Raw genomic sequence first — 21,717 nt, forward strand, 5'->3', positions numbered from 1 at the left:
TATAATATTTAGCCGTTCTTTAAAAGAATGTTTCACACTACTTTTCCATATTTTAAAGAACGTTTTTTCCATCTCAATCTTACTACTCTTCACAAAAAATACAACTCTTTTTAGCAAATTAAGCAATTTTTTTCGCAAAGGATAGAATAATGAAATAAAGCGTGCATTTTTCTTAATATTTTAGCGGGATCTTTAACGAGAAAACGGTTCCAATATTAACCTCACTCTTGACTTCTACCGTGGCATTATACTTTTCAAGCAACATCTTCGAGATACTTAATCCTAAGCCTGTTCCACCAATTTTACGGTTCCTTGCCTCATCCACTCGATAAAAACGATCAAATATAAAAGGAATATTGTCTTTTGCTATTCCTATACCATTATCAGCAATTTCTAAACATGCATAATTTCCAGCAACTGAAATAGAAATTTGTATCTCAGGAATTTTTTCACAATAACGAATTGCATTTTCTATTATATTACGAATGATTTGACTTAGTGCATTTTCAGTTATAAATAAAGGACCTATTTCATCATTTTTCGACAGCATAATTCGCGCTTTTGGATGTACAAGCTCCATTTCATCGATAACAGCTTCAATTACAGCTAGTGCATTCGCCTCACTCATTTCATCTTTTTCCTCACGTCTTGCAAGCTCTAATAATTCCTCAATCATTTTACGCATGCGAGCAATTTCTGTTAATGAAGTATCAATCGACTCCTCTAAAATAGCTGGATCATTTTTGCCCCATCTTTTCAACAGAGAAAGATGTCCTTCAATTGCTTGGATGGGCGTACGAAGCTCATGAGAAGCATCAGCGACAAATTGTTGCTGCTGTGTAAAAGAAATTTGCAGCTCATTCATCATGGCATTGTACATGTTCAATAAATCACCAATCTCATCGTGTGACGTGTTGGTTAACTGTATGGGCTCATTAAAGCCTTGATCCATCACCATTTTCATGGAAGCACGTAATTCACGCAATGGCTTCATTAAATAATTGGCTAGATAATATCCAATAGAACCTGATAACACCAATGCCCCAACACCTGCGATGAGCATGGCTGTTAATAGATAATGCATGAGCGATTGAAAACCAGTGAGCGGATGGACAACCTGGACATATCCTTGAAAAAAGCCTAAGCGTATTGGTTCATTCATGACCAGTACATCCTGCTTATCAATGGTCGTCTCAAAAATCTCCTGCATGGAGCTAAGTGGTGCAGCAGCTGAAGTATTATTGATACGCAAAATATCCACGCCGTCCGCATTAAACATTCTAACAGTTTCATCTCGGTCGACAATCGATTTGAGCAAACCAGTATTTTGTTGAATTTGTTGAATCGTAATATCTGGTCCCTGTGATTGTAAAAATGAAATAATATCCCTGCTAGTCCGTTCAACTTTGCTTTCCTCATCATTTAATAGCCACGTATGGAGGGAAATATAAACAACCACGCAAATAATCGTATAGCTTAAAAAAATCACACTACTGGAGGTGAGCATCCATTTTTTCTGCAAAGATTGACGACGGAGGTACATAAGTAACTGATTCATTCACGCATCACATACCCAACCCCTCGAACCGTCTCAATATAGGCATTCGTATCACCTGGGAGCTTAGACCGTAAATGACGTATATACACATCTACCACATTGGTCTCTATATCTGTATCATAGCCCCATACAGATGTTAAAATATGCTCGCGTGTACAAACTCTATTTTTGTGTTCAATTAATAGTTTCAGTAAATCATATTCTGTCTTAGTTAGGTCGAGTTTATTCCCTTGCACGAAAACTTCATAGGCTGCAATATCTATCTCAATATCACGCAAACTCAAACATTCACTATTTGCGGGCTCTTGTGTTGTTGCACGACGTAAAATCGTTCGAATTCTTGCTAATAGTTCTTCGATCGCAAATGGCTTGACGATGTAGTCATCTGCTCCAGCATCTAGACCAGCTACACGATCCATAACAGCATCTCTTGCCGTTATTAAAATAATAGGCACTTGAGATTGTGTCCTAATTCGCCGACAAATTTCAATACCATTAATACCCGGTAGCATCACGTCTAGTAATAGCACATCAAATGCATCTGTTGTTGCCAGGGATAGCCCTTTCCGCCCTTCAAAGGCAACCGTCACGTCATAGCCTTCATGCTGTAATTCGAGCTCAACAAAACGCGCAATATGCTTTTCATCTTCCACTAATAATATTTTCTTAGGCACATAATCACCTTCTATTCCGAAATAACGATGTAGGATTTTTATCCCTATACTGTTATAGCATAACATCAAATAAAAAGTCTGTCTCACAACGAATAATTTGTGGACAGACTTTTTTAATGGGCTTCCGAAATATAGAGATTATTTTTCCCTGCTTCTTTTGATTTATATAGTGCTTGATCAGCCAAATCCATTAATTCATCCAATGTTTGGGCATGATCTGGATAATACGAGATTCCTATTGAAGCAGTTGGCGTAAACTGATGATTCTCAATCATCCAGCCTGTTGCTAATTCATCTCGAATGCGACGGATAATATGCATAATTTGACTATGCCTTTTTTCAATTTCCCTCGTTAGACCTGTGAGGATGACAAGAAATTCATCACCCCCTATTCGAATAACGATATCATGACTTCTAACGGTTTTGCTCAAAGCCTGACCAAAGCTCTGAATAAAAGCATCCCCTGTATCATGGCCAAAGCGATCATTGACAGCTTTAAAATCATCCCCATCTAAATAAAGCATCGCTACACTTGCATTGTTTTCGTTGGCTTCTGCCAATATTGTCGGAAACTCTTTTTGTAAATAACGGCGATTAGGAAGCTGTGTTAAAGAATCATGGTAGGCAAGATACAGCAAATCATTTTCTCTCTCTTTACGATGGGTAATTTCACGGGACACCATCATAATTTGTGAAACTTTTTCTCGATCAGGGTCATGAACCACCGTGACATTGCCTTCTGTCCAAATAGGTGTGCCGTCCTTCGCCTTCAATAAAAGCTCGAACTGTGTATCTGTCTGACCAGTATAGTTATTTATAAATGTTTGCCATTCATGCTGGCTTTCTGTATCAATAATGGCACTGTAAAACTGACCTTGTAGCTCCACATTTTCATAGCCTAAATATATTTCATAGGAGGGTGAAGCATAAATAATGATTCCATCCTCATTCGTGATGACAATTAAATCATTTGTATTTTCCGTAATGAGACGGAAAGTTCGTTCAATATTTTTTAGTTCTGTGAACATTCTTTTCTTGTCTGTAATATCATAGTTAATGGTTAAAATTTGTTCAATTTCACCAAACTCATTTTTTAATGGGACGATAGTTGCCTCCACCCAATAATCAGCATGATATTTGGTCCGATAGCACAGCTCTCCTCGCCAGATTTCCCCACTAGCAAGTTTATCATTGATTAATTGTAAAAAATTTTGTGTTTGGTACCGTGGCTTAAGTAGCGCATAAGGCTGACCAATTAATTCCTCTTCTGTGTAACCTGAAGCTTGTAAAAACATCTCGCTCACTTCTGAAATATGACATTCACTATCTAAAATAGCAATGGCCGTAGCTGAATTTAATGCCGACTTAAACACTTCAAAGCCGTGAGATTTCGAACGTAATTCTGCTTTTTGCAAGGTGAACTGTGTGAAGTCCTGCATAATCAGAAAGATTGCAAAGGAATTATCCTCCTGCATGACAGGCGACAGTGACAGTAAATACATGCGTTCTTGGTGATCCAACGTAAGCAGTCTTACAAACTTTTCATGAACGTTTTCTCCTCTAGCCGCTTGTTGTAGATACCATTTAATTTGCTGAACTTCTTCTTTAGGAACAATCGGTAAATCAAAAAACATTTTTTGTTTGACGGCTTCATTATCTATTTGAAAATCTTCCATAAAGCTTGAATTCACTTCATAAATCATACCTTCAGCTGATAACACAACAGTCGAAAAAAAGGCATGATCGAATAGGGACCGCATAAACAAAAACTTATCTTCAATACTACGGTCATAATGAATTTCCTTTGTAATGGCTAAAACAAAGTCTTCCTGATTATAGCGCAAAGGGCGTACAGTTGTTTCATATTTACGAACCTCCGACTGTACATATGCATAATCTACATAGTCAACCTGAATATGTTCTTCAATTGCATGATGATAGTTTTTCTGAATGATCGAAAAATTTCGATTCGAGGTAACGGCGGAAAGCATTTTTCCAATTACATCGATCGATAACAGTTCTCGAGCTGCATTGTTTAAGCGAATATATTGAAAATCTTCCTTTACTTTTTTCATAAGAAAAACAAAATCATTGCCAATAAATAATTCATTAAAAAAATCTTCGCTTAAAAGATACTCCATACTGTCACCTCCAGAAAAAGGCCATTGCCATCATAATAAAATGCTATGTATATACGTCATCATACGCAAAAACTAATTCTGCTATTATAACATAAAAATAAAAAATTACCGTTCTAGAATTAGATAAATTATATCCTTTTAAGGACATTTTTGATAATTTAACTATTTAAATATAAAAACATAATACTATAGAACTATTTAATTGATTAATTTTAGATAAAAGTAATAGAATTTACTTAATTTTAAATATGGCAAATAAATGAATCATTTCTATCCTTTTATCAGAATTTACTGACTATTAAACTTAAAATTTTGTTTTTTACGAGCAAAATGATTGCATCAAACAGCTAGCATGTTATATTATATTTAAAAAACTAGTCTTTTTTCGGTATGGTCGAAATCAGTAAGACAGCGGGAGATTATGGAATATCATAGTTATAACGTCTAGTTCTTTGGGTTTTAATTCCAGTACGAAATTTAGTTTTCTTCTTTATGCTTCAACGGAATTGTTTTAACTACCCTAGTAAAGGAGGCGTTTCGTATGCTTAAACATCGAGACCTGCATGAATGTACAGAGCTTTATGAGCTATTATCACACCCTTCTGTATTCCCTTTTGTCCGTCAGAAAGCCACATCCGCTGATGAATACTGGTTTATGACAAAGCAATTGATCGAAGAGGAAGCGAGAGGACTCGCTATCTCGAGGACCATTACTGATGACTGGGGTCAACCAATCGGCACCATTAGTATACACGATGTTGAAGACGGTGCAGGTTTTTTAGGAACGTGGATTGGACTCCCTTACCAAGGAAAAGGCTATAATCAAAAGGCAAAAATGCTTTTTTTAAACGAGTTATTTTTTGAATATAATTTTCATACGGTATTCCTCCGTATTCGCGTTGAAAATATAAAATCACAGCGTGCTGCGTTAAAATTACCCTATGTTGTGAGCGCTAATGAAAGTCACCCAACTTTGTTAGCTCAAGTAAATAGTGGTATGGCACAATTTGATTTATTTAAAATTCCAAAGGATTTATTCTACTTAACAACTGCTTATGAAATGCAAGAAGGCGAAGAGCAAGCAATGTAAGCCTATTAATATAAGAAGAAGCTATGAGGTGTTGTCATCATCGACATCCCTCATAGCTTTTTTAATGGATATTTATTTTTGATAGTGCAAAATTAATGACGCCATCTCGTCAGGCGTTTTTGGTTTCTTTGTTTTGGACATCGTTTCAACCATTTCCACTTGTCGCTCTGTTAATGTATAAACAGACTTCATGAAGGATTCCTTTGTTAAAGCTTCTTCCTGTAACACTTCTGCATAGCCTTGCTTTTTAAATAAATTAGCATTTAATATTTGATCACCACGGCTTTTTTGAGCAGATAATGGCACCAAAAGCATCGGTTTATGAAGTGCCAAAAATTCAAAGATAGAGTTTGACCCCGCTCGAGACACAATGAAGTCTGCTGCATGCATTAAATCAGGCAACTCTGTCGTCACATATTCAAATTGTTTATAGCCAGGCAATGAAGCTAACGTTTCATCATAATTCCCTTTCCCACATAGATGAATTACATAAAACTGTTTTAAAAGCTCTGGTAAATTTTTTCGAAGGGCATCATTTAAAACCACTGAGCCTAAGCTTCCACCCATGACAAGCAAAACAGGTTTTAATGTCGTAAAGCCACAGTATGCTAATCCTTTTGCTCTTTCCCCTTCCAACAATTCAGGACGAATGATGGAACCTGTACAAGTTGCCTTATCATTTGGTAAATGCTTCAATGTTTCTTCAAAAATGGTGAACACGTGAGAGGCAAAAGGTAAAGCAATTTTATTGGCAAGCCCAGGTGTCACATCTGATTCATGGATTACGACTGGAACACCTGCCAGTTTGGCTGCCATGACAACAGGGACAGAAACAAAGCCCCCTTTCGAAAATACGACTTGCGGCTTTACTTTTTTAATAATACGAAAAGCCTGCATCATTCCCGCAAGCACCTTAAATGGATCAGTAAAATTTTTCATTGAAAAGTAACGACGCAATTTGCCGCTTGCAATACCATAAAAAGGTACATCAGGGAAAGCCTCGCCTATTAATTCTTTTTCAATACCTTGTTCTGAGCCAATATAGTGGACATCATAACCTAGTTCAAGTAAAGACGGGAGTATCGCTTGGTTCAACGATACATGGCCAGCTGTCCCACCACCGGTTAAAATGATTGTTTGTTGTTTCACATGAATTCTCCTATTCCTTAAAAACCATTGTAGGTAGACTACTTTTTGTTTACAGTGTTCTATTTTACTATATGCCAACGAAAAGATATAGATGAAGCCATAAAATTTCAGCTTTTCTCTCTTTACATATGCTATACTTGTTCATTATGTTAATGAAGGAAGTATCATACATGTATCAAACATCCACTTTGAAAGAAAAATACGCACTACTTTTAAAAATGATTATCCCTATTCTAGTGACACAAGTAGCCATCTACCTTGTTTCTTTTTTTGATGTGTTAATGTCAAGTCGCTATGGGACGTCTGATTTAGCAGGTGTATCGATTGGTTCCTCCATCTGGATGCCGATTTATACAGGACTATCTGGCATTCTCCTAGCCATAACACCGATTGTCTCCCAGCTTGTTGGGGCAAAAAAGGAAATGGATGCTAAAAAGGCTGTTCAACAAGGCATTTATGTCGCCATTACACTGTCCATCATTATTTTCATCGGACTTTTCTTTGGCATCGATTGGATACTTAGCAAAATGAGCTTAGAAACATCTGTACATACTATAGCTAAGGGCTACATCTATGCGATGTGCGCTGGTCTATTACCACTATTTTTATTTTTTGTTATGCGTTGTTTCATTGATGCACTCGGACAAACACGTGTCACGATGATCATTACCTTAATGACAACACCTATTAATATTGTATTGAATTACATTTTTATTTTCGGAAAATTTGGATCACCTGAGCTTGGTGGAATTGGAGCCGGGGTAGCCACAGCCATTACTTACTGGCTGATTTTCTTCATTACTGCTTGGATTATCGCAAAACGAGTGCCTTTTGAACGATTTCGTATGTTTCACGATTGGCGCAAGCCTGCATGGCTACAATGGAAGGAAATTTTGCTGATTGGTGTGCCGATTGGCATTTCACTCTTCGCAGAAACAAGTATTTTTTCAGCCGTCACAATGATGATGAGTAATTTTAGCACAACCATTATTGCTGCCCATCAGATTGCGATTAACTTCACTTCCCTCCTTTATATGGTGCCCCTAAGCATTTCGATGGGTGTCACCATTTTAGTGGGCTTTGAAATAGGTGCAGGCCGCATGCGAGATGCACGTACATATAGTTATCTTTGTGTGGGTACTGCCATCATCTTTAGCTTTATTTCTGCTTGTATACTCTTTATTTTCCGTGAACCCGTTGCGCACATGTATACGACAGATAGTAACGTCATTGAATATGCCGTGCAATTTTTAGTCTTTGCCGCTATTTTTCAGCTATCAGATTCCATCCAAGCCCCTGTACAAGGTGCTTTAAGAGGCTATAAAGATGTAATGATAACATTTATTATGGCCATTATTTCTTACTGGGTAATTGGTTTACCAGTTGGTTATTTGCTTGCGACCCACACAGATTTAGGGCCTTTTGGCTATTGGATTGGACTCGTTGCAGGATTGACTACTGGCGCTGCTACACTATTGATTCGCTTGCTACTTGTTCAAAAAAGAGTGACTGCTGCCTAATAAAAATCGCCTTATCCTAAGTTCTAGGAAAGGCGATTTTTTTAACGTAAAACTCCTGTTCGAATGATTTTTACATCCACTTTCGGTTTGAGTAATAAAGAGGAAAATTCTGTATGCCAATCTTCTTCCTTAAACATGTTCGGATGGTAAGCCCGAATATAACGACCAATCCCTAATGTATCAGACTTTTGATTTTGAAGAATCCGCAAGACTTCTTCAAATTCAGCTTGCATTTTTTCCTCTATCATTTGTTGTACGTCCTGAAAAATTTCATCCTTATATAAATGATCGTGCGGAAATTCTTCAACCTCCACATCAATGGTATAGCTCATATCTATTGTTCGCAATTCCTCATTGACAGTCCATTTGCGCTTCACCTTTAATACATCGACAGTAATCGGATTGACTTTCCCATCCTTTTGCCACAGATAGCTCATCCGTGCCGCTTTACTTTTTTGATTCATTAATAGCAGCATCGTTAAGGATTGGGACGGTGTTAATACAGTGCCCGTAAAGCTTGGTCCAGTAAATAAACCTAAGCCTCCTGCCACCACATGCTTTTTATCTTCACTAAGTTGAAAATAAGGCAAAGCTATATCAATTGTCTGATCAAAAAGCATCGAACCTACTTCTTGTAAATTGACCTTCGGAAAATAGGTATTATCTTCTGAACTTTCAATAAATCTTTGGTAATAGCTTCCAGCACTATTCGTTAAATCTTTTGTCAAATCTACAAACGGTTTGACATCCCCATCCGTAAGCGCCATTTTAATAGATATAGGATTTTGGGGGTCCCGAAAATAAATATCCAATAGTTCATAGATCGATTCTCTCGCTGTATGATCAGAAATTAGAATCGTTGATAGCTCCGATAAATCAAGTGTTTGCTCCACTTTTAAATTTGCATTTGTCCGGACTTCACGGGGTGACAATCCTTCTGCTTCGATAATTTCCGTGTCTTGAGTCATCGAAGTCGGATAGGCATAATAACCTTTATACGCTCCAACATATCCTTCTATCCCTACGAGTGTCACAACGGAAGAGTTTTTATAAAGGCGCTCATCCCAACATCCAGCTAGCAGTAAGAACGACATGGCAATCATTAGCCCTTTACGATACACTTTTTCCCCTCCATTTATTCCAACCGATAATGACTATGGGTAATAAGAAAGTAAAGAAGATAAATACATAGTGTAAGGAATTTTTGATCAACTCAATGCTTCGAAAATGCATGACAAAGAGTGGTAGGATGGCTAGAAAAATATGATACACAATAATACGACTATTTGGATGCTGCTTTTTTTTCACAAAATGAAGCATTCGAAAAGATAGACCAAAAATCATGACGGTGACAATTGACCAAGAAAGCCAAATATAAACGAAAAAAATATCAAGTCGCTTGACAAATGTAACTTCCTGGGATTTTAAAATATACATAATGGGCTCCGGTATGAGGTTGATTTCTTCGATTGAGAAAAACATTTGTGTAAAAAGAACTGAAATAAAATAAAACACAAAAATAACTAGCTGATACATCAATAAGGGCTTTCCTTTTACCTGTAAATCTTTTTGTAAAAATGGTCGGTAAATTAGATACATTTCAATCCCAAAGTACGCATAGATGCTATGAATCAAACCAGCTCCTATTTGTTTTGTATGATTCCATTCTATGGGGAAAAGATTACTCCAAGTTAAATCTGGTATCGCTAGCATTAGAAAAGTGACGAATAGGAAAATAATAGGAATCAACATCACACCAATATTGATGACCGTTTCGGGTCGACTTAAGTTGGCATATAGCGATAGAACAACAATAATGACAACGACTATCCACTCAGGTGTTTGTGGCAATACCCACGATGCCAAAACATAGCTCATATAGACAATAAATACAGCAGTCAATAACAGCCAATAGATTTGATAAACCCAACGAAAAAAAACATTTAAATAGAAATACGAATGATACCGTTCAAAAAATAGAAGTAGCCCATAATGTATCACACTCGCTACAATAAAAATTAACCATGAGCTATTTTTACTGGAGCTAATTAACGGCGTTTGAAAGGCGATGTAGACAACACCCGTTTGAAATATAAATAATAGTAAAAAGAACTGCGCCTTCGTCAAGGAAACATTCATGGTGTATCCTCGTTTTTGGCTTGTTCATCCTTTGGTGGTTGGAAAGATGTGACTTGCACGGTCGGCTTGACAAACGGCCAGCGTAAAAAAATTTTCAGCACAGCCTTCGGTTGAAAAGGAATGATAGGCGAAAAATAAGGCTGTTTCAAAGACGTCAAATTAATAAGATGAATGAGTAATATGACAACCCCCACGACAATCCCTAAAAACCCAAACAAAGAGGCTAGCACCATAAAGGGAAAACGTATCATCCGAATGGTACTATTTAATTCAACCGACGGGACAACATAGCTGGAAATAGCCGTTAAGGCGACGACTATTACCATTAAATTGGATACTAATCCCGCACTTACGATAGCATCCCCTATTACTAACCCCCCTACGATTCCAATCGTTTGTCCTACCGATTGTGGTAATCGAATACTTGACTCTCGAATTAATTCCATAATAATCTCTAGAATCAACGCTTCAATCAATGGTCGATAAGGAATTTCATTGACATCGTTTTTCACTTGATTACTTAATTCCAAAGGTAGGACTTCAAAGTGAAAACTAATGATCGCTATATAAAAAGCGGGCAAAAAAACGGCAGTTATAAATGACAGAAGACGAACAATTTTATAAAAAGAACCGACGACAACTCGACCATTATAGTCATCTGGCGTTTGATAGAAAGAAAAAAAAGTAACAGGACCAATGAAAGCCGTCGGTGAAATATCCGTCATGACTACAGCCTTACCCTCTACTAAATTGGCTACTACACGATCTGGATGCTCCGTATTTAACAATTGTGGAAAGGGAGATAACACCGAATCCTCTAACGCATCACTTAATTGACCAGAGCTATAAAAATAATCTATTTGAAGAGCTGCAATCCGCTTCTCTATCTCTTGTAATGTCTCTGGCTTTATTACCCCATCCATATAAAGATAATAGGCTTTTGTTTTCGTTTGTCGACCAATCGTAAATGATTTTACTACCAGTGCAGGATTATTGACACGCCTACGTATTAACGCTAAATTGGTATCCACACGTTCAATCAGACCTTCATGTGAACCGCGCAAAATACTTTCGTTACTCGGCTCTTCGAGATTTCGACGAACTTCATTCACTATAGTAAGTGCCAGCATTTTTCCTGTTTCTGGCAAAATAACGATGGTTTCTCCCTGACATACTCGCTCAATGGCGAGGGGTAATGAAAAATTGTCTAATGTTGTAATTAATGTTTCACTCCAAAAAGGTTTATCGGAATCTAAACGTGCATAAATGGTATCTAGAACTTTTTGCACTTCCTTCGCATCTACAAGAGACGTGTAAAAGCATAAAATAGCAGTATTTCCTTCATGCCAATCTACCTGTCTGACTGTCAAATCAGAGGAATGGTAGAATGCTTTTTGCAGGCTTTTCATCATATATTCCACTCTATCCATAAAACGCCTCCTCTACTTGAGAGTATAAGCATTTTTCGCTTATTTCAAACGCGTTATAGAGGGATTCATCGCCCAAAAAGATGCCCTGACGATATCATCTTGGCATCTTACTGAAAAATATTTTTAGCTGTAACTGTACATCCCCCTTTTCTACCTTCATGCCATCAAAAAAATGCCCTATAAGCCTAGTAGACTTATAAGACATTTTCTTGAACACAACTCTTATTTAGTAATAAATTGTTGCGTCCAGTAATTACCTGATTTCACGTAGCCTACACCAATATGCGTAAACTTACCATTTAAAATATTAGCACGGTGACCAGGTGAATCCATCCACGCTTGCACTACTTCTTGTGGTGAACGTTGACCTTGTGCAATGTTTTCTCCTGCACTTTTATAGGTAATCCCTAAAGCTTTCATACGATCAAATGGTGAACCGAATGTTGGGCTTGTATGTGAGAAATAGTTATTACTTTGCATATCCTGTGATTTTTCGCGAGCTGCCGCCATTAATTTATCATCCGTTTGTAATGGTGATAAACCAGCTTTTGTACGTTCAGCGTTTGTTAATTTTACTACCTCTTGTTCAAATGCGTTCACATCTGAAGTTGTTGTTGAAGGTGTAGAGCTAGCTGGTGGTGTTGCTGGTTTTTCGTTTTGTGATGATTGATTATTGTTTGGCGTTGCTGCCGTATTATTAGTATTTGTTGAAGGCGTCTCATTAGATGGTGTAGATGCCTGCGGGAATTGAATATTCCATTTATGATTGTTAGACCATTTATAATAAACTTTACAGTTTGTTGTTTGCTTTACTGAATTCCCCTCTGTTGTATTTGTAGCAGCAGAAGCTATTTGAATTGGAGCTGCTAAAAGAAATGTTGCACAAATTGCAGTTAGTGTTTTTTTCATGTTTGCAATTCCTCCTTCTATGCCATTTATCGTAAAGGATAATTTTCATTCAATTCTTACCAGCATTTGCTAACTACCCCAACGCGGAAATAAATACGCGAAAAATCTACGTTTTTTTGCTATATTTTTTAGTAGGATTAACCAATCTATGAAATACTTACGTTTGAAAGAGGGTTGACACCCCTTTAAATCTAGCTAATATTATCGTAAATTTGCCCCGAAAGCGAGTCCAAAATGTATGCGTTATTCACTGATTCAGTCCCTCTAAATATCCTTATCGAAAGCCCCCAGAATTGTGATATCACTACTTCTAGTGGCTCTTCTCACCATTTATATTACAAACATATTACAGACACGTTACATTCTCTTTACATAAAAATAAAAAAACCTGCGTAATCTACACATTGTCTAAATTGTGCAAATATCCACAGGTTTACATTTTCTTTATTGAATGCCAATGACAGGAAGAGATCCTACGTTTTCACCGATAATAACAAGCTTCGCAGGCATTTTTATATATTCCGGTAGCCATTGAACCATGCCATATGCATATTGGAATAGCATTGGATTTTTAACTCCTTCAATCGGTACATATCCTTTCATTCGATAAATTGTTTCAGGTAAGGTACGTACCCATTCTTCAAATTGCTCCTGGGTAAACTCCATATCAGCGAATTCTACTAAGCGCGAGCCAAGTTGCATAGAGGCTATCGGCGCTTTTACAATATCAGTTTTATCCATTTGTGCGGTTGCCTTTAAGCTTTCTAACAATGACAAAGGTACTCGTCCATTTGTCGTTTGCAAAATAAAGGCATGGGGATTTAAGCTTTGTAGCTCATAGACTACTTGCGCTTGCTCTGCCTCTGTTAAAAGATCTGTTTTATTCGCTAGTAATAAGTGAGCATGGCGAATTTGTTCCATAAATAGAGAACGTACTTGTGGTGTCAGAGTATCACGGTGAAGCCATAGCTTAGAATCTGCCACTGTAACAATGCCTTTGACATTAAGCTGATCAGCAAACAATGGTGAATACACCGCATCTAATGCCTCAACTGGATGAGCAGCACCAGTTGTTTCAATTATTAATACATCAAAATCACTATCTAATAGAAGAGATTGAATTTGTGCCTCCGTCTTTTCAGCACCTGAACAGCAAATACAGCCTTCTAGCATCTCTTTGAGTGGAATATCCTTTTCCACGGCCTGTGAGTCAAATGGTAGCTTGCCAAGTTCATTCATAATAACGGCGGGCTTTAAATTTTTTTCTTTTAGTTGGCGAATTACATCTGTCAGCATTGATGTTTTGCCACTCCCTAAAAAGCCACTAAATAGGTATACATCCTTCATTCTCTTCTTCCTCCTATAAAAAAAGCTGTCGCAGATGCCGTGAAAGACGACTGTTGCGACAGCTGTATTTGTTAGTTTGTAGTTTCCTCAGCCTTTTCAGCTGTACCTAATAGAAGCTCTTTCGCTTTTAGCAACTGAGGATCATCAGCTTTCATTTTTGCACGTAACGCATCCATTAATGCATACGTTGTATTTCCTGTTAAAACACCTGTCTCTTCAAGATTATTCGCAGCTTGTAATTGTTCTACTGCACGCGCTGTATTGTCATCGAAAAGACCATCTACTTCACCAGGTTCATACCCTAGTACTTGAAGCATCTCTTCTGCCGCCTTCACAGTGTCTGATTGCATACCTGCCTTCATTTCCATAGAAGCGTTCAAGTATGGTAACGAGGCATATGATGGGTAAGCAACCTTAACATCAGGAGTAATCCCTTTTTCATTAATCCAGTTACCGTTCGGCGTTAACCATTTACCTGTAGTAAATTTCAGATTAGAGCCGTCCTTCAACGGAGTGACATTTTGGACTGTGCCTTTACCAAAGGATGTTTCACCAACCACCTTTGCACCAACAGATTCTTTTAAGGCACCAGCTAAAATCTCAGAGGCAGAAGCACTACCACCATCAACTAGAACAGTGATTGGTAAATCGTATTTTTTACCAGCAATCGCATTTGTGACTTCTGGTTCTGCATCTTTTTCTTGTACCTGCACAATGGCTTTGCCTTCTGGTACAAATAAATTAGAAATATCCACTGCAGCCTTTAAGTAGCCACCAGGATTTTGACGTAAATCTAAAACAATCCCCTTCATACCTTTGCCTTCGTACTCAACAAGGATTTTTTCAAGCTCTTGAGCAGTTTGTTCACTAAACGATGTAATTTGAATATGGGCAATATTGCCATCAAGCATCTCACCGTATACAGTTTCTACTGGGATTTCATCACGAACAATAGTCATTTGTATAGGCTCAGTATTTTCGCCACGTTTCACTGATAATTTTACAGATGTTCCTTTTTCGCCGCGAATTAACGCAACTGCTTCTGTAGCACTGAAGCCTTGAATGCTTTTCCCATCGACCGTTAAGATGATATCTTTTGGTAATAAGCCTGCCTTTTCAGCAGGAGAATTTTTGATCGGTGACACAACTGTAATATAACCATTACGTTCTTGAATTTCTGCACCAATTCCTTGGAAGCTTGAAGATAAACCAGAGTTAAATTGGTCTGCTTCTTCCTTCACCATAAAATCAGAGTACGGATCGCCTAATGCATCGAACATGCCATTAATAGCACCATCAACTACTTTTTCATCCTCAATATCTTTGTAATAGTTATTTTTCAGTAAATCAAATGCTTCATATAATTTCGTAAATTCCTCACGTTCTACAGGAACTTTCACTTCTACCACTTTCTTATCACCAAATGTTAACGCAAAAATCGTTAAGCCGGCAGTAATAAGAATTGTAAAGAACATTAGCATGATGAATTTAAACGGTTTTAATTGTATAAATTGTCCTGCTGGCTTGATTTCAGCAGGCGTTGGCTCTTGCTGCTGCTCTGTACTTTCTTTTTTCTGTTCATCCATCTTGATTGTCACCACTCTCATATACACTAACTTGTTGTCACACTATTACCATCTTAACAGGTTATACAGAAGACGAAAAGAAAAAGACTGTCCAAATTTTATGACACACCTTGTCTGATCATGCTTCCAACCATCTAGCATCCTAATGCTCATGAATCCATTGTTCCCTATAAAAGCTTTAGGTATATAATGGTACTGCCTTCTAATTTTACTCATTTCCTAGTAGCAGTCAACTAAAAAATCAATTGACTCATAGAAATACTATAAGAATATAACGTGCCAATGACTCAAAAAGTTTCAAATCATGGACATTTTTTTACACAGGTACTCCTAATACTGTGCTGAAGCTTTTTATAGACCGAATGAACCGTTAATCGGTGAAAAGAAATAAGCTGTCCATTATAGATGACAGAGAAGACCTCATAGGGTGGCGGCGATTTTTCCATCAACTTTTCCATGCTTTTAATCTTGAACCAGGTCAACTGAGAGGCATAGCTTGCTGGCTGCGACTAAGACGTTTTCCGTTTCCGTCGTAACTTCCACATATAAGAAAGCCTACTAATCGTTTATTCCAATTAACAGGGAAATGCAGGAACCCCTTTTTCTTGCTCCTTCAATAACAGCCTATTCCCCCCAACAATTGTCTATCCATTTCAACGATCTATATATATGTCAATGACCGCTCCTCCAATATGCTGTCGTTTTGTTAATTTTACCATTTCCTGTGAATCAATTAAATCGTTCTCCTTTTCTCTTCCTCACGCATATGATGCAAGTAATGACAAACATAAGGAGGAAAAATAATGGGAAGAAATAATAAGCCCAATCAAAACAATGATTCCCTAGAAATTTATGCAGCTAAGTTAGCTTATATTGGTACTGCCATTTCAACACTAGGAGATGGCCTACAGACTATTGCATCAGGTCTCGCACTAGAGGCACTTGTCAACGCTAATAAGGATACTTCTCAAAATAATAATGGAGACAGTCAGTCGAACGTTCAAATTGATACTATGCAGAAGCAAATTGATTACTTAATTAGTGAGCTGAAGCACATCAAAAAATTGTTAAAATAACCTTTACATAAAGAGATAGCACCATAAAAAGTAGTGTTGAAAGAAGACTTTCAACACTACTGTTTTTTTTCCATTTTTTTATGCGCCATCTGCACTTCAAGCAATTCTGAAACCGTCACAAATCGATAACCCTGTTTTTCAAGCTCCGGTAATATTTGCTCCAGTGCCTTCACAGTTTGTGCTCGATTACCTCCACCATCATGGAATAACACAATATTACCTGCCTTTACTCCTTTTAATACGGTATTCACTATTCGATTAACTCCTGGACTTTTCCAGTCAAGCGTATCCAAATGCCAGGACCACATCACCACTTTATAGCCCTCTTTGGCAATTGCATCTATCATTGCATCTGAGAATTGCCCTTCCACCGGACGGAATAATGTTGGTTTAAAGCCGGTAATACTGTAAAGAGTTGCATTGGTTTGATCAATTTCCTTCATCAAATTCGAGACATTTGTTTTTAAAGGATGCGTATAGGTGTGGTTGGCCAATTCATGCCCTTCATCGTACATTCTCGAAATAAGCTCAGGGTTTTTTTCTGCATTTTGACCGACAATGAAGAAAGTGGCTTTTGCTTGATATTTATCCAAAACATCCAGAACATCCGCTGTGTAGGTGCGATGTGGTCCATCATCAAAAGTAAGAGCAATGATTTTCTCCTCCGTTTGGATTTCCCATAGTATTTGCCCCGCTTCTTCATAATACTTTCTCCCTTTATTGTCATAAGTACTCGCCTTGACATAAAAAAATGACACCGTAACCAAACAAAGTGGCAGTAAAAACAGTAATACTTTTTTCAAATCTTCACGTCCCCAAAATTTTTTTCGTACTTTATTATTTGAGGAATTCGCAAAAAAATGCTTACGTTTCAATAAATAATAAAAATGCATTTTACCATAACTGAGAGATAATGGCCGTGAAGATAGGTTTTCCAACAACACCAAAATCTTCTAAATTAAGCTCGTCCATCATAATAAGATTTCGACTATAGGCATTTTGATAGCCTTCGCTTTGACCTATTAGACTTGGTCTTATGTAGACTATGGTGAAGCGTTAAACAGCTTTTTGATAAACCATTGGACCATTTATTCGAGTCACGATGTTCTGGCGTTTTAAGAGGCTAAAAATGTAAATGTTCAATGATGCTCTGAATAATGCTCATCTTCATTTTGATAAGTTGTAAAATATCGCAAATACTACATTTGGACAAGCCATTTAAAACGGAAGCAATCAACATAAAAATGGGCAAAATGACCCCGCTCAATGTTATAGAAATTGGCTTTAAACGCATAATTTGATACGCCTGCTGCCATAAAATACGGATTATATAGCCTTAGCTCTAGCTTTGTATATTGTTGATGAAAAAAAACAAAATAGCACTGATAGATAGCTCGATGGCGTTTTTTATGGTGAATCTGTTTATGCATTTTTTGTACAAATCGATCACAAAAATCATTATCCAATGCATCCTCAGCCCTTAACAGCCCTTCTTTTCGTTCAAAAACAGCGACCCAAACCCCTCTTTCTCTCATAAATGTTTGCTGTTTGTCCATTTACTATATCAAAGAAAGTTAGTGGTGTAGTGCGCTTAGAGGCATCTAATGACCATTTTCACAAAGAAGCTTCAGCTATAAGCGCTGAAGATGGCAAAATTGTCCCTTCATTGCGTACATTAATTACCAAACGCGAACACAAGCTCCATTTCACAAACCATTTCTCCATCAACTGTCGCGAGTCCCTTCCCTTTACCGATTGAGCCTTTTATGCGTGTAATTTCAACTTCAAGTCGTAATTGATCTCCAGGTTTCACTTGTTTTTTAAAGCGACATTCATCTATTCCTGCCAGTAATCCTAGTCTTCCCTCATTGCCTTCCTTCGTCAGCATGATTACAGCGCTAACTTGGGCTAATGCCTCCACAATGAGCACACCTGGCATTACAGGATACTGAGGAAAATGTCCATTAAAAAACTCCTCATTGATGGTCACATTTTTAAGACCAACCGCACGTTTCCCTTCCTCTAATTCCACAATGCGATCTACTAAAAGGAATGGATAGCGATGTGGCAAAATTTCTTGAATTTGTTGACTAGTTAACATGAAGATACCTCCCATTTTTTAATGACCTAATTCTATCATTAAATATTATTAGTTGGTACTAATAATATCGTTACATGCATAAAAATTCCATTCAATCTGAATAAACCACCTCGTTCAAATATTTTCTGAATATTTTTTCATTCCTTTTTCAATATTTCTTTATCGACAGGTCTATAGTCACTAGAATATAATATGTCATGCATTCACCCTAGAATGATTAGTTTATTAGAATAGGATGGTAAGCATGTTATCTTTTATCGCAATAGTTCTTTTATTATTTTTAATTCCAGGACCTGCAGTTATTATCACCATTACACAAACGCTAAAAAGTGGTAAGAAAAACGGCATTTACACAGCCTTAGGTATCGGCCTCGGTGACTTAGTCCATACGTTAGCAGCCGTTTTAGGTCTATCAGCTATTTTAATGCAATCTGCCACAGCCTTTGAAGTGGTGAAATATGTTGGTGTAGCTTATCTTGTATATTTAGGGATACAGATGCTTGTTACGAAACCGAAGAAAATTGAACAACCTACTGTGGAACAAAGCCCTGCGAGTACATCATTCCGCCAAGGCTTTTTAGCAGAAATACTAAATCCAAAGACGGCCTTATTTTTCCTTGCCTTTTTACCACAATTTATCCAGCATAATGAGACATCTATTACAGTCCAGCTGCTGACACTTGGCATTACTTTCGTAGTAATGAGCGCGTTGTATACTATTTTACTAGCTGTTGTGACAAGCTTTATCGGTGAAAAAATCTTTACAAAAGCAAGTGGCAGCTCCCGTTGGCTTGAAAAAACAGTTGGCTTTGTCTATATCGGTCTCGGTGTAAGACTAGCTTTGCAAACACAAAGTAAATAAATGTGACTAGAAGAACCCTCATCAGAGTTCTTCTTTTTTTTTGCAGGAAATTAGGTGAAAATAGCTAATACATACTTCAAGGAGGTTTTACAATGAATCAGCGACAAGAAAATTTATTTCAACAACTACAGCATTACCGGAGCGAGTTACTACAAGTACTAGATGATGTAACAGAGGAAAAGGCCCATATCATTCCAACTGGCTTCCGCAATAATATCCGCTGGAATATGGGCCATTTATATCTTGATCAATATTTATGGATAGAGGCTCTAACGAAAGAAAAACAAGAGGAATTAAATTCTTTCGTTCACTGGTTTGGGTTCGGCACCTCACCTGATGATTTTGATGAAAATACGCCATCTTTTGAGGCATTAAAAATATTATTGGCACAGCAGCCAGAACAGCTAAAGGAACAATATGGTCATCGACTGATGGAAGAATTTTCCCCTATTGAGATGGGCATGCAAACCATTGAACAAGTGTTATGGCGGACTATTTTCCATGAGGGCATGCATATACAGGCTGTCTTAACGATTCATCGGATTCTAAAGGAGTCTCAGCAGGAAGCTTCTTAAAATCCTTTTGCCACTTAAGGGTGATTGACATCAACCAATATTCTATCTATCTTTATCAAGCAACTATAGGATTTTTATGTAAAATATAACAAGCTTATAGATCAACATAATCTATAATCCGTGACGCCTCTTACTGTTTCGGTGTATTAGCTGTCAAAGGATTCGCATTAGCTACTAATTGAACAGGTGTTGTCGTTTGTTGGTAGCTATCCTTCTGTCCTTGACTTGATTTCCCGTAACCTTTCATAGCAGCGAACAATGCTGCACCTACTATGCCCCAAGTTAAAAACTTCACAAAAAAACCTCCTTTCACGATTAGTATTCGATTTCAAAACCGGTTTATACACTGTTAAAAATTAATAAATAGTAAACTATCACAATCGTAATTGAATTTTATGGTAAAATAAGGTCGTAAAAATAAAGGAGGATAATTTCCATGAAAAAAATCTTTACAGGCTTATTATTAACCTCTGTATTATGGACAGCTTCCCCTGCTGACGCAGCAACACCTCAGCTTATGATTGACGAAGTTGTTGTGAAAACAGATGCAGCACCTGAGGTCAAAAACAATCGTACCATGGTACCTTTGCGAGTAATTAGTGAAAATCTAGGTGCACAGGTTCAATGGAAGGATTCACAAATTACTCTTACCATGAACCAATCAACTGTTTTGTTAACATTAAACAGTCAGACCGTCATGAAAAATGGTAAGGCCGAGCACTTGGATGCAACACCATATCTTAAAAACAATCGTACTTATGTACCGCTTCGCTTTATTGCGGAAACATTCGGCAGTCAAGTTGATTACAAACAAAGTACTGTCACTATTGCCACTAAGCCATTATTATTAAACAATCAAAAAATCAAGGCCCTTCACTATGAATATCACATGACGATGGGTGGCATTATTCAAGAAATGAAGGGCAATAGCTATCATCACGCTATGTTCAAGATTTTTCAGCAAAAAGGAGCTAAAGTAGAAGCTCCTAAAGACTATTCTTGGCAATTAAATCTGGACGTACCTGGATCTTATTATAAGCTTGGACAATATGATTTTTTAAACGCTGACAATAAAAGTGTTCAGCAGTTCGATATGTACTCATTAAATCAGGCATTCCCGGATGAATTATTAGAAGGTTATCCTACTGTTCTTCTCCATGATGTTAGTAATGATAGTTGGTATATATTCTCAGATATTAACAAGGAGTCTATTCAAAAGCTTATTAATGCGGCCACTAACAACGGATTCAACAAAATTATTAGCAACACCGTTGCTTAAAAAATAACAGTAAACTAAACATATTCTGTATGAAAATGTGCAAAATATTCATATCAACGATTTATGGATGGAGGTTTGCCTCATGCAGAAATTACTGTCATTTAGTTTGGTATTATTTTTATTATTTGCTTTATCAGCCTGTTCATCAGAGGAAGCGCCGCCAAGCGAAGAAGCTGAAGCTAAAGAACAGACCGTGAATGCACAACCAAAAGAAAACCTCGACTTGTTAAATGTTGACCGAGGTTTAGCAATACACAAATAAATAAAAAAAGCGTGTTTGG

The 21,717-nt window shown here is 37.3% G+C and carries 21 protein-coding genes; 7 read left to right on the forward strand and 14 right to left on the reverse strand.

The window, feature by feature from the left end:
* Positions 1 to 172 precede the first annotated feature (172 nt).
* From ACOZBY_RS11415 to ACOZBY_RS11425, 3 genes are all read right to left on the reverse strand, one after another.
* Complete coding sequence (locus ACOZBY_RS11415; protein WP_036161625.1) at positions 173 to 1,558, reverse strand: HAMP domain-containing sensor histidine kinase; 1,386 nt, start codon at positions 1,556 to 1,558, stop codon at positions 173 to 175.
* Positions 1,555 to 2,232 carry a response regulator transcription factor gene (locus ACOZBY_RS11420; protein WP_422762378.1) on the reverse strand — a complete coding sequence of 226 codons (678 nt, stop codon included), beginning with the start codon at positions 2,230 to 2,232 and terminating at the stop codon, positions 1,555 to 1,557. Before ACOZBY_RS11420 ends, ACOZBY_RS11415 begins: the two co-directional genes overlap by 4 nt.
* 113 nt (positions 2,233 to 2,345) lie before the next feature.
* Positions 2,346 to 4,373, reverse strand: a complete 2,028-nt coding sequence (locus ACOZBY_RS11425; RefSeq protein ID WP_036168243.1) for a sensor domain-containing diguanylate cyclase — start codon at positions 4,371 to 4,373, stop codon at positions 2,346 to 2,348.
* Between the two features lie 541 nt (positions 4,374 to 4,914).
* Between ACOZBY_RS11425 and ACOZBY_RS11430 the strand changes: the two genes are divergently transcribed.
* Entirely contained in the window at positions 4,915 to 5,463 is a 549-nt protein-coding gene (locus ACOZBY_RS11430; protein ID WP_012294401.1) for a GNAT family N-acetyltransferase, read from the forward strand.
* Between the two features lie 72 nt (positions 5,464 to 5,535).
* On the opposite strand, the gene ACOZBY_RS11435 is transcribed toward ACOZBY_RS11430, so the two are convergent.
* Entirely contained in the window at positions 5,536 to 6,612 is a 1,077-nt protein-coding gene (locus tag ACOZBY_RS11435; RefSeq protein ID WP_012294400.1) for an undecaprenyldiphospho-muramoylpentapeptide beta-N-acetylglucosaminyltransferase, read from the reverse strand.
* A gap of 170 nt (positions 6,613 to 6,782) precedes the next feature.
* On the opposite strand from ACOZBY_RS11435, the gene ACOZBY_RS11440 reads away from it, so the two are divergent.
* Positions 6,783 to 8,132 carry an MATE family efflux transporter gene (locus tag ACOZBY_RS11440; RefSeq protein ID WP_099805155.1) on the forward strand — a complete coding sequence of 450 codons (1,350 nt, stop codon included), beginning with the start codon at positions 6,783 to 6,785 and terminating at the stop codon, positions 8,130 to 8,132.
* A 41-nt stretch (positions 8,133 to 8,173) separates the two neighbouring features.
* Here ACOZBY_RS11440 and ACOZBY_RS11445 read toward each other — a convergent pair whose 3' ends face one another.
* The 6 genes from ACOZBY_RS11445 to ACOZBY_RS11470 form a co-directional block, all read right to left on the reverse strand.
* Positions 8,174 to 9,253 (reverse strand): Ger(x)C family spore germination protein, encoded by a 1,080-nt coding sequence (locus ACOZBY_RS11445; protein ID WP_031418179.1) that lies wholly within the window; start codon positions 9,251 to 9,253, stop codon positions 8,174 to 8,176.
* Positions 9,243 to 10,271 carry a GerAB/ArcD/ProY family transporter gene (locus tag ACOZBY_RS11450; protein ID WP_422762379.1) on the reverse strand — a complete coding sequence of 343 codons (1,029 nt, stop codon included), beginning with the start codon at positions 10,269 to 10,271 and terminating at the stop codon, positions 9,243 to 9,245. Before ACOZBY_RS11450 ends, ACOZBY_RS11445 begins: the two co-directional genes overlap by 11 nt.
* Positions 10,268 to 11,701 carry a spore germination protein gene (locus ACOZBY_RS11455; RefSeq protein WP_422762380.1) on the reverse strand — a complete coding sequence of 478 codons (1,434 nt, stop codon included), beginning with the start codon at positions 11,699 to 11,701 and terminating at the stop codon, positions 10,268 to 10,270. The genes ACOZBY_RS11450 and ACOZBY_RS11455 overlap by 4 nt, the downstream gene beginning before the upstream one ends.
* Positions 11,702 to 11,923: 222 nt before the next feature.
* Positions 11,924 to 12,610, reverse strand: a complete 687-nt coding sequence (locus tag ACOZBY_RS11460) for a CAP domain-containing protein (RefSeq protein ID WP_012294395.1) — start codon at positions 12,608 to 12,610, stop codon at positions 11,924 to 11,926.
* A 444-nt stretch (positions 12,611 to 13,054) separates the two neighbouring features.
* Positions 13,055 to 13,957 (reverse strand): CobW family GTP-binding protein, encoded by a 903-nt coding sequence (locus ACOZBY_RS11465; protein WP_036168237.1) that lies wholly within the window; start codon positions 13,955 to 13,957, stop codon positions 13,055 to 13,057.
* A 71-nt stretch (positions 13,958 to 14,028) separates the two neighbouring features.
* The gene (locus ACOZBY_RS11470) at positions 14,029 to 15,543 is read right to left on the reverse strand and encodes a S41 family peptidase (protein ID WP_031418171.1); all 1,515 of its coding nucleotides are present in this window, start codon (positions 15,541 to 15,543) and stop codon (positions 14,029 to 14,031) included.
* 803 nt (positions 15,544 to 16,346) lie between these two features.
* On the opposite strand from ACOZBY_RS11470, the gene ACOZBY_RS11475 reads away from it, so the two are divergent.
* Positions 16,347 to 16,619 carry a hypothetical protein gene (locus ACOZBY_RS11475; RefSeq protein WP_012294394.1) on the forward strand — a complete coding sequence of 91 codons (273 nt, stop codon included), beginning with the start codon at positions 16,347 to 16,349 and terminating at the stop codon, positions 16,617 to 16,619.
* Positions 16,620 to 16,675: 56 nt separating this feature from the next.
* Here ACOZBY_RS11475 and ACOZBY_RS11480 read toward each other — a convergent pair whose 3' ends face one another.
* From ACOZBY_RS11480 to fabZ, 3 genes are all read right to left on the reverse strand, one after another.
* Positions 16,676 to 17,422 carry a polysaccharide deacetylase family protein gene (locus ACOZBY_RS11480; RefSeq protein ID WP_036168261.1) on the reverse strand — a complete coding sequence of 249 codons (747 nt, stop codon included), beginning with the start codon at positions 17,420 to 17,422 and terminating at the stop codon, positions 16,676 to 16,678.
* Positions 17,423 to 17,818: 396 nt separating this feature from the next.
* On the reverse strand, positions 17,819 to 18,175 hold the full coding sequence (locus tag ACOZBY_RS11485) for a hypothetical protein (RefSeq protein WP_200991286.1): 357 nt from the start codon (positions 18,173 to 18,175) through the stop codon (positions 17,819 to 17,821).
* Between the two features lie 119 nt (positions 18,176 to 18,294).
* Complete coding sequence (gene fabZ / locus ACOZBY_RS11490) at positions 18,295 to 18,720, reverse strand: 3-hydroxyacyl-ACP dehydratase FabZ (protein WP_036161614.1); 426 nt, start codon at positions 18,718 to 18,720, stop codon at positions 18,295 to 18,297.
* A 244-nt stretch (positions 18,721 to 18,964) separates the two neighbouring features.
* Here fabZ and ACOZBY_RS11495 point away from each other — a divergent pair, with 244 nt between their 5' ends.
* Positions 18,965 to 19,582, forward strand: coding sequence for a LysE family translocator (locus tag ACOZBY_RS11495; RefSeq protein WP_012294389.1), 618 nt, complete (start codon positions 18,965 to 18,967; stop codon positions 19,580 to 19,582).
* Positions 19,583 to 19,674: 92 nt separating this feature from the next.
* Complete coding sequence (locus ACOZBY_RS11500; protein ID WP_012294388.1) at positions 19,675 to 20,157, forward strand: DinB family protein; 483 nt, start codon at positions 19,675 to 19,677, stop codon at positions 20,155 to 20,157.
* A 130-nt stretch (positions 20,158 to 20,287) separates the two neighbouring features.
* Here the strand turns inward: ACOZBY_RS11500 and ACOZBY_RS11505 are convergent, their stop codons facing one another.
* Positions 20,288 to 20,452 (reverse strand): hypothetical protein, encoded by a 165-nt coding sequence (locus ACOZBY_RS11505; protein WP_171821090.1) that lies wholly within the window; start codon positions 20,450 to 20,452, stop codon positions 20,288 to 20,290.
* Positions 20,453 to 20,593: 141 nt separating this feature from the next.
* On the opposite strand from ACOZBY_RS11505, the gene ACOZBY_RS11510 reads away from it, so the two are divergent.
* Both ACOZBY_RS11510 and ACOZBY_RS11515 read left to right on the forward strand, forming a co-directional pair.
* Positions 20,594 to 21,436, forward strand: a complete 843-nt coding sequence (locus ACOZBY_RS11510; RefSeq protein WP_031418166.1) for a copper amine oxidase N-terminal domain-containing protein — start codon at positions 20,594 to 20,596, stop codon at positions 21,434 to 21,436.
* A gap of 82 nt (positions 21,437 to 21,518) precedes the next feature.
* Complete coding sequence (locus tag ACOZBY_RS11515; protein WP_036161610.1) at positions 21,519 to 21,698, forward strand: hypothetical protein; 180 nt, start codon at positions 21,519 to 21,521, stop codon at positions 21,696 to 21,698.
* Positions 21,699 to 21,717 lie beyond the last annotated feature (19 nt).

Source organism: Lysinibacillus sp. NPDC056220 (assembly GCF_049315265.1).
Classification (GTDB): Bacteria; Bacillota; Bacilli; order Bacillales_A; family Planococcaceae; genus Lysinibacillus; species Lysinibacillus pinottii.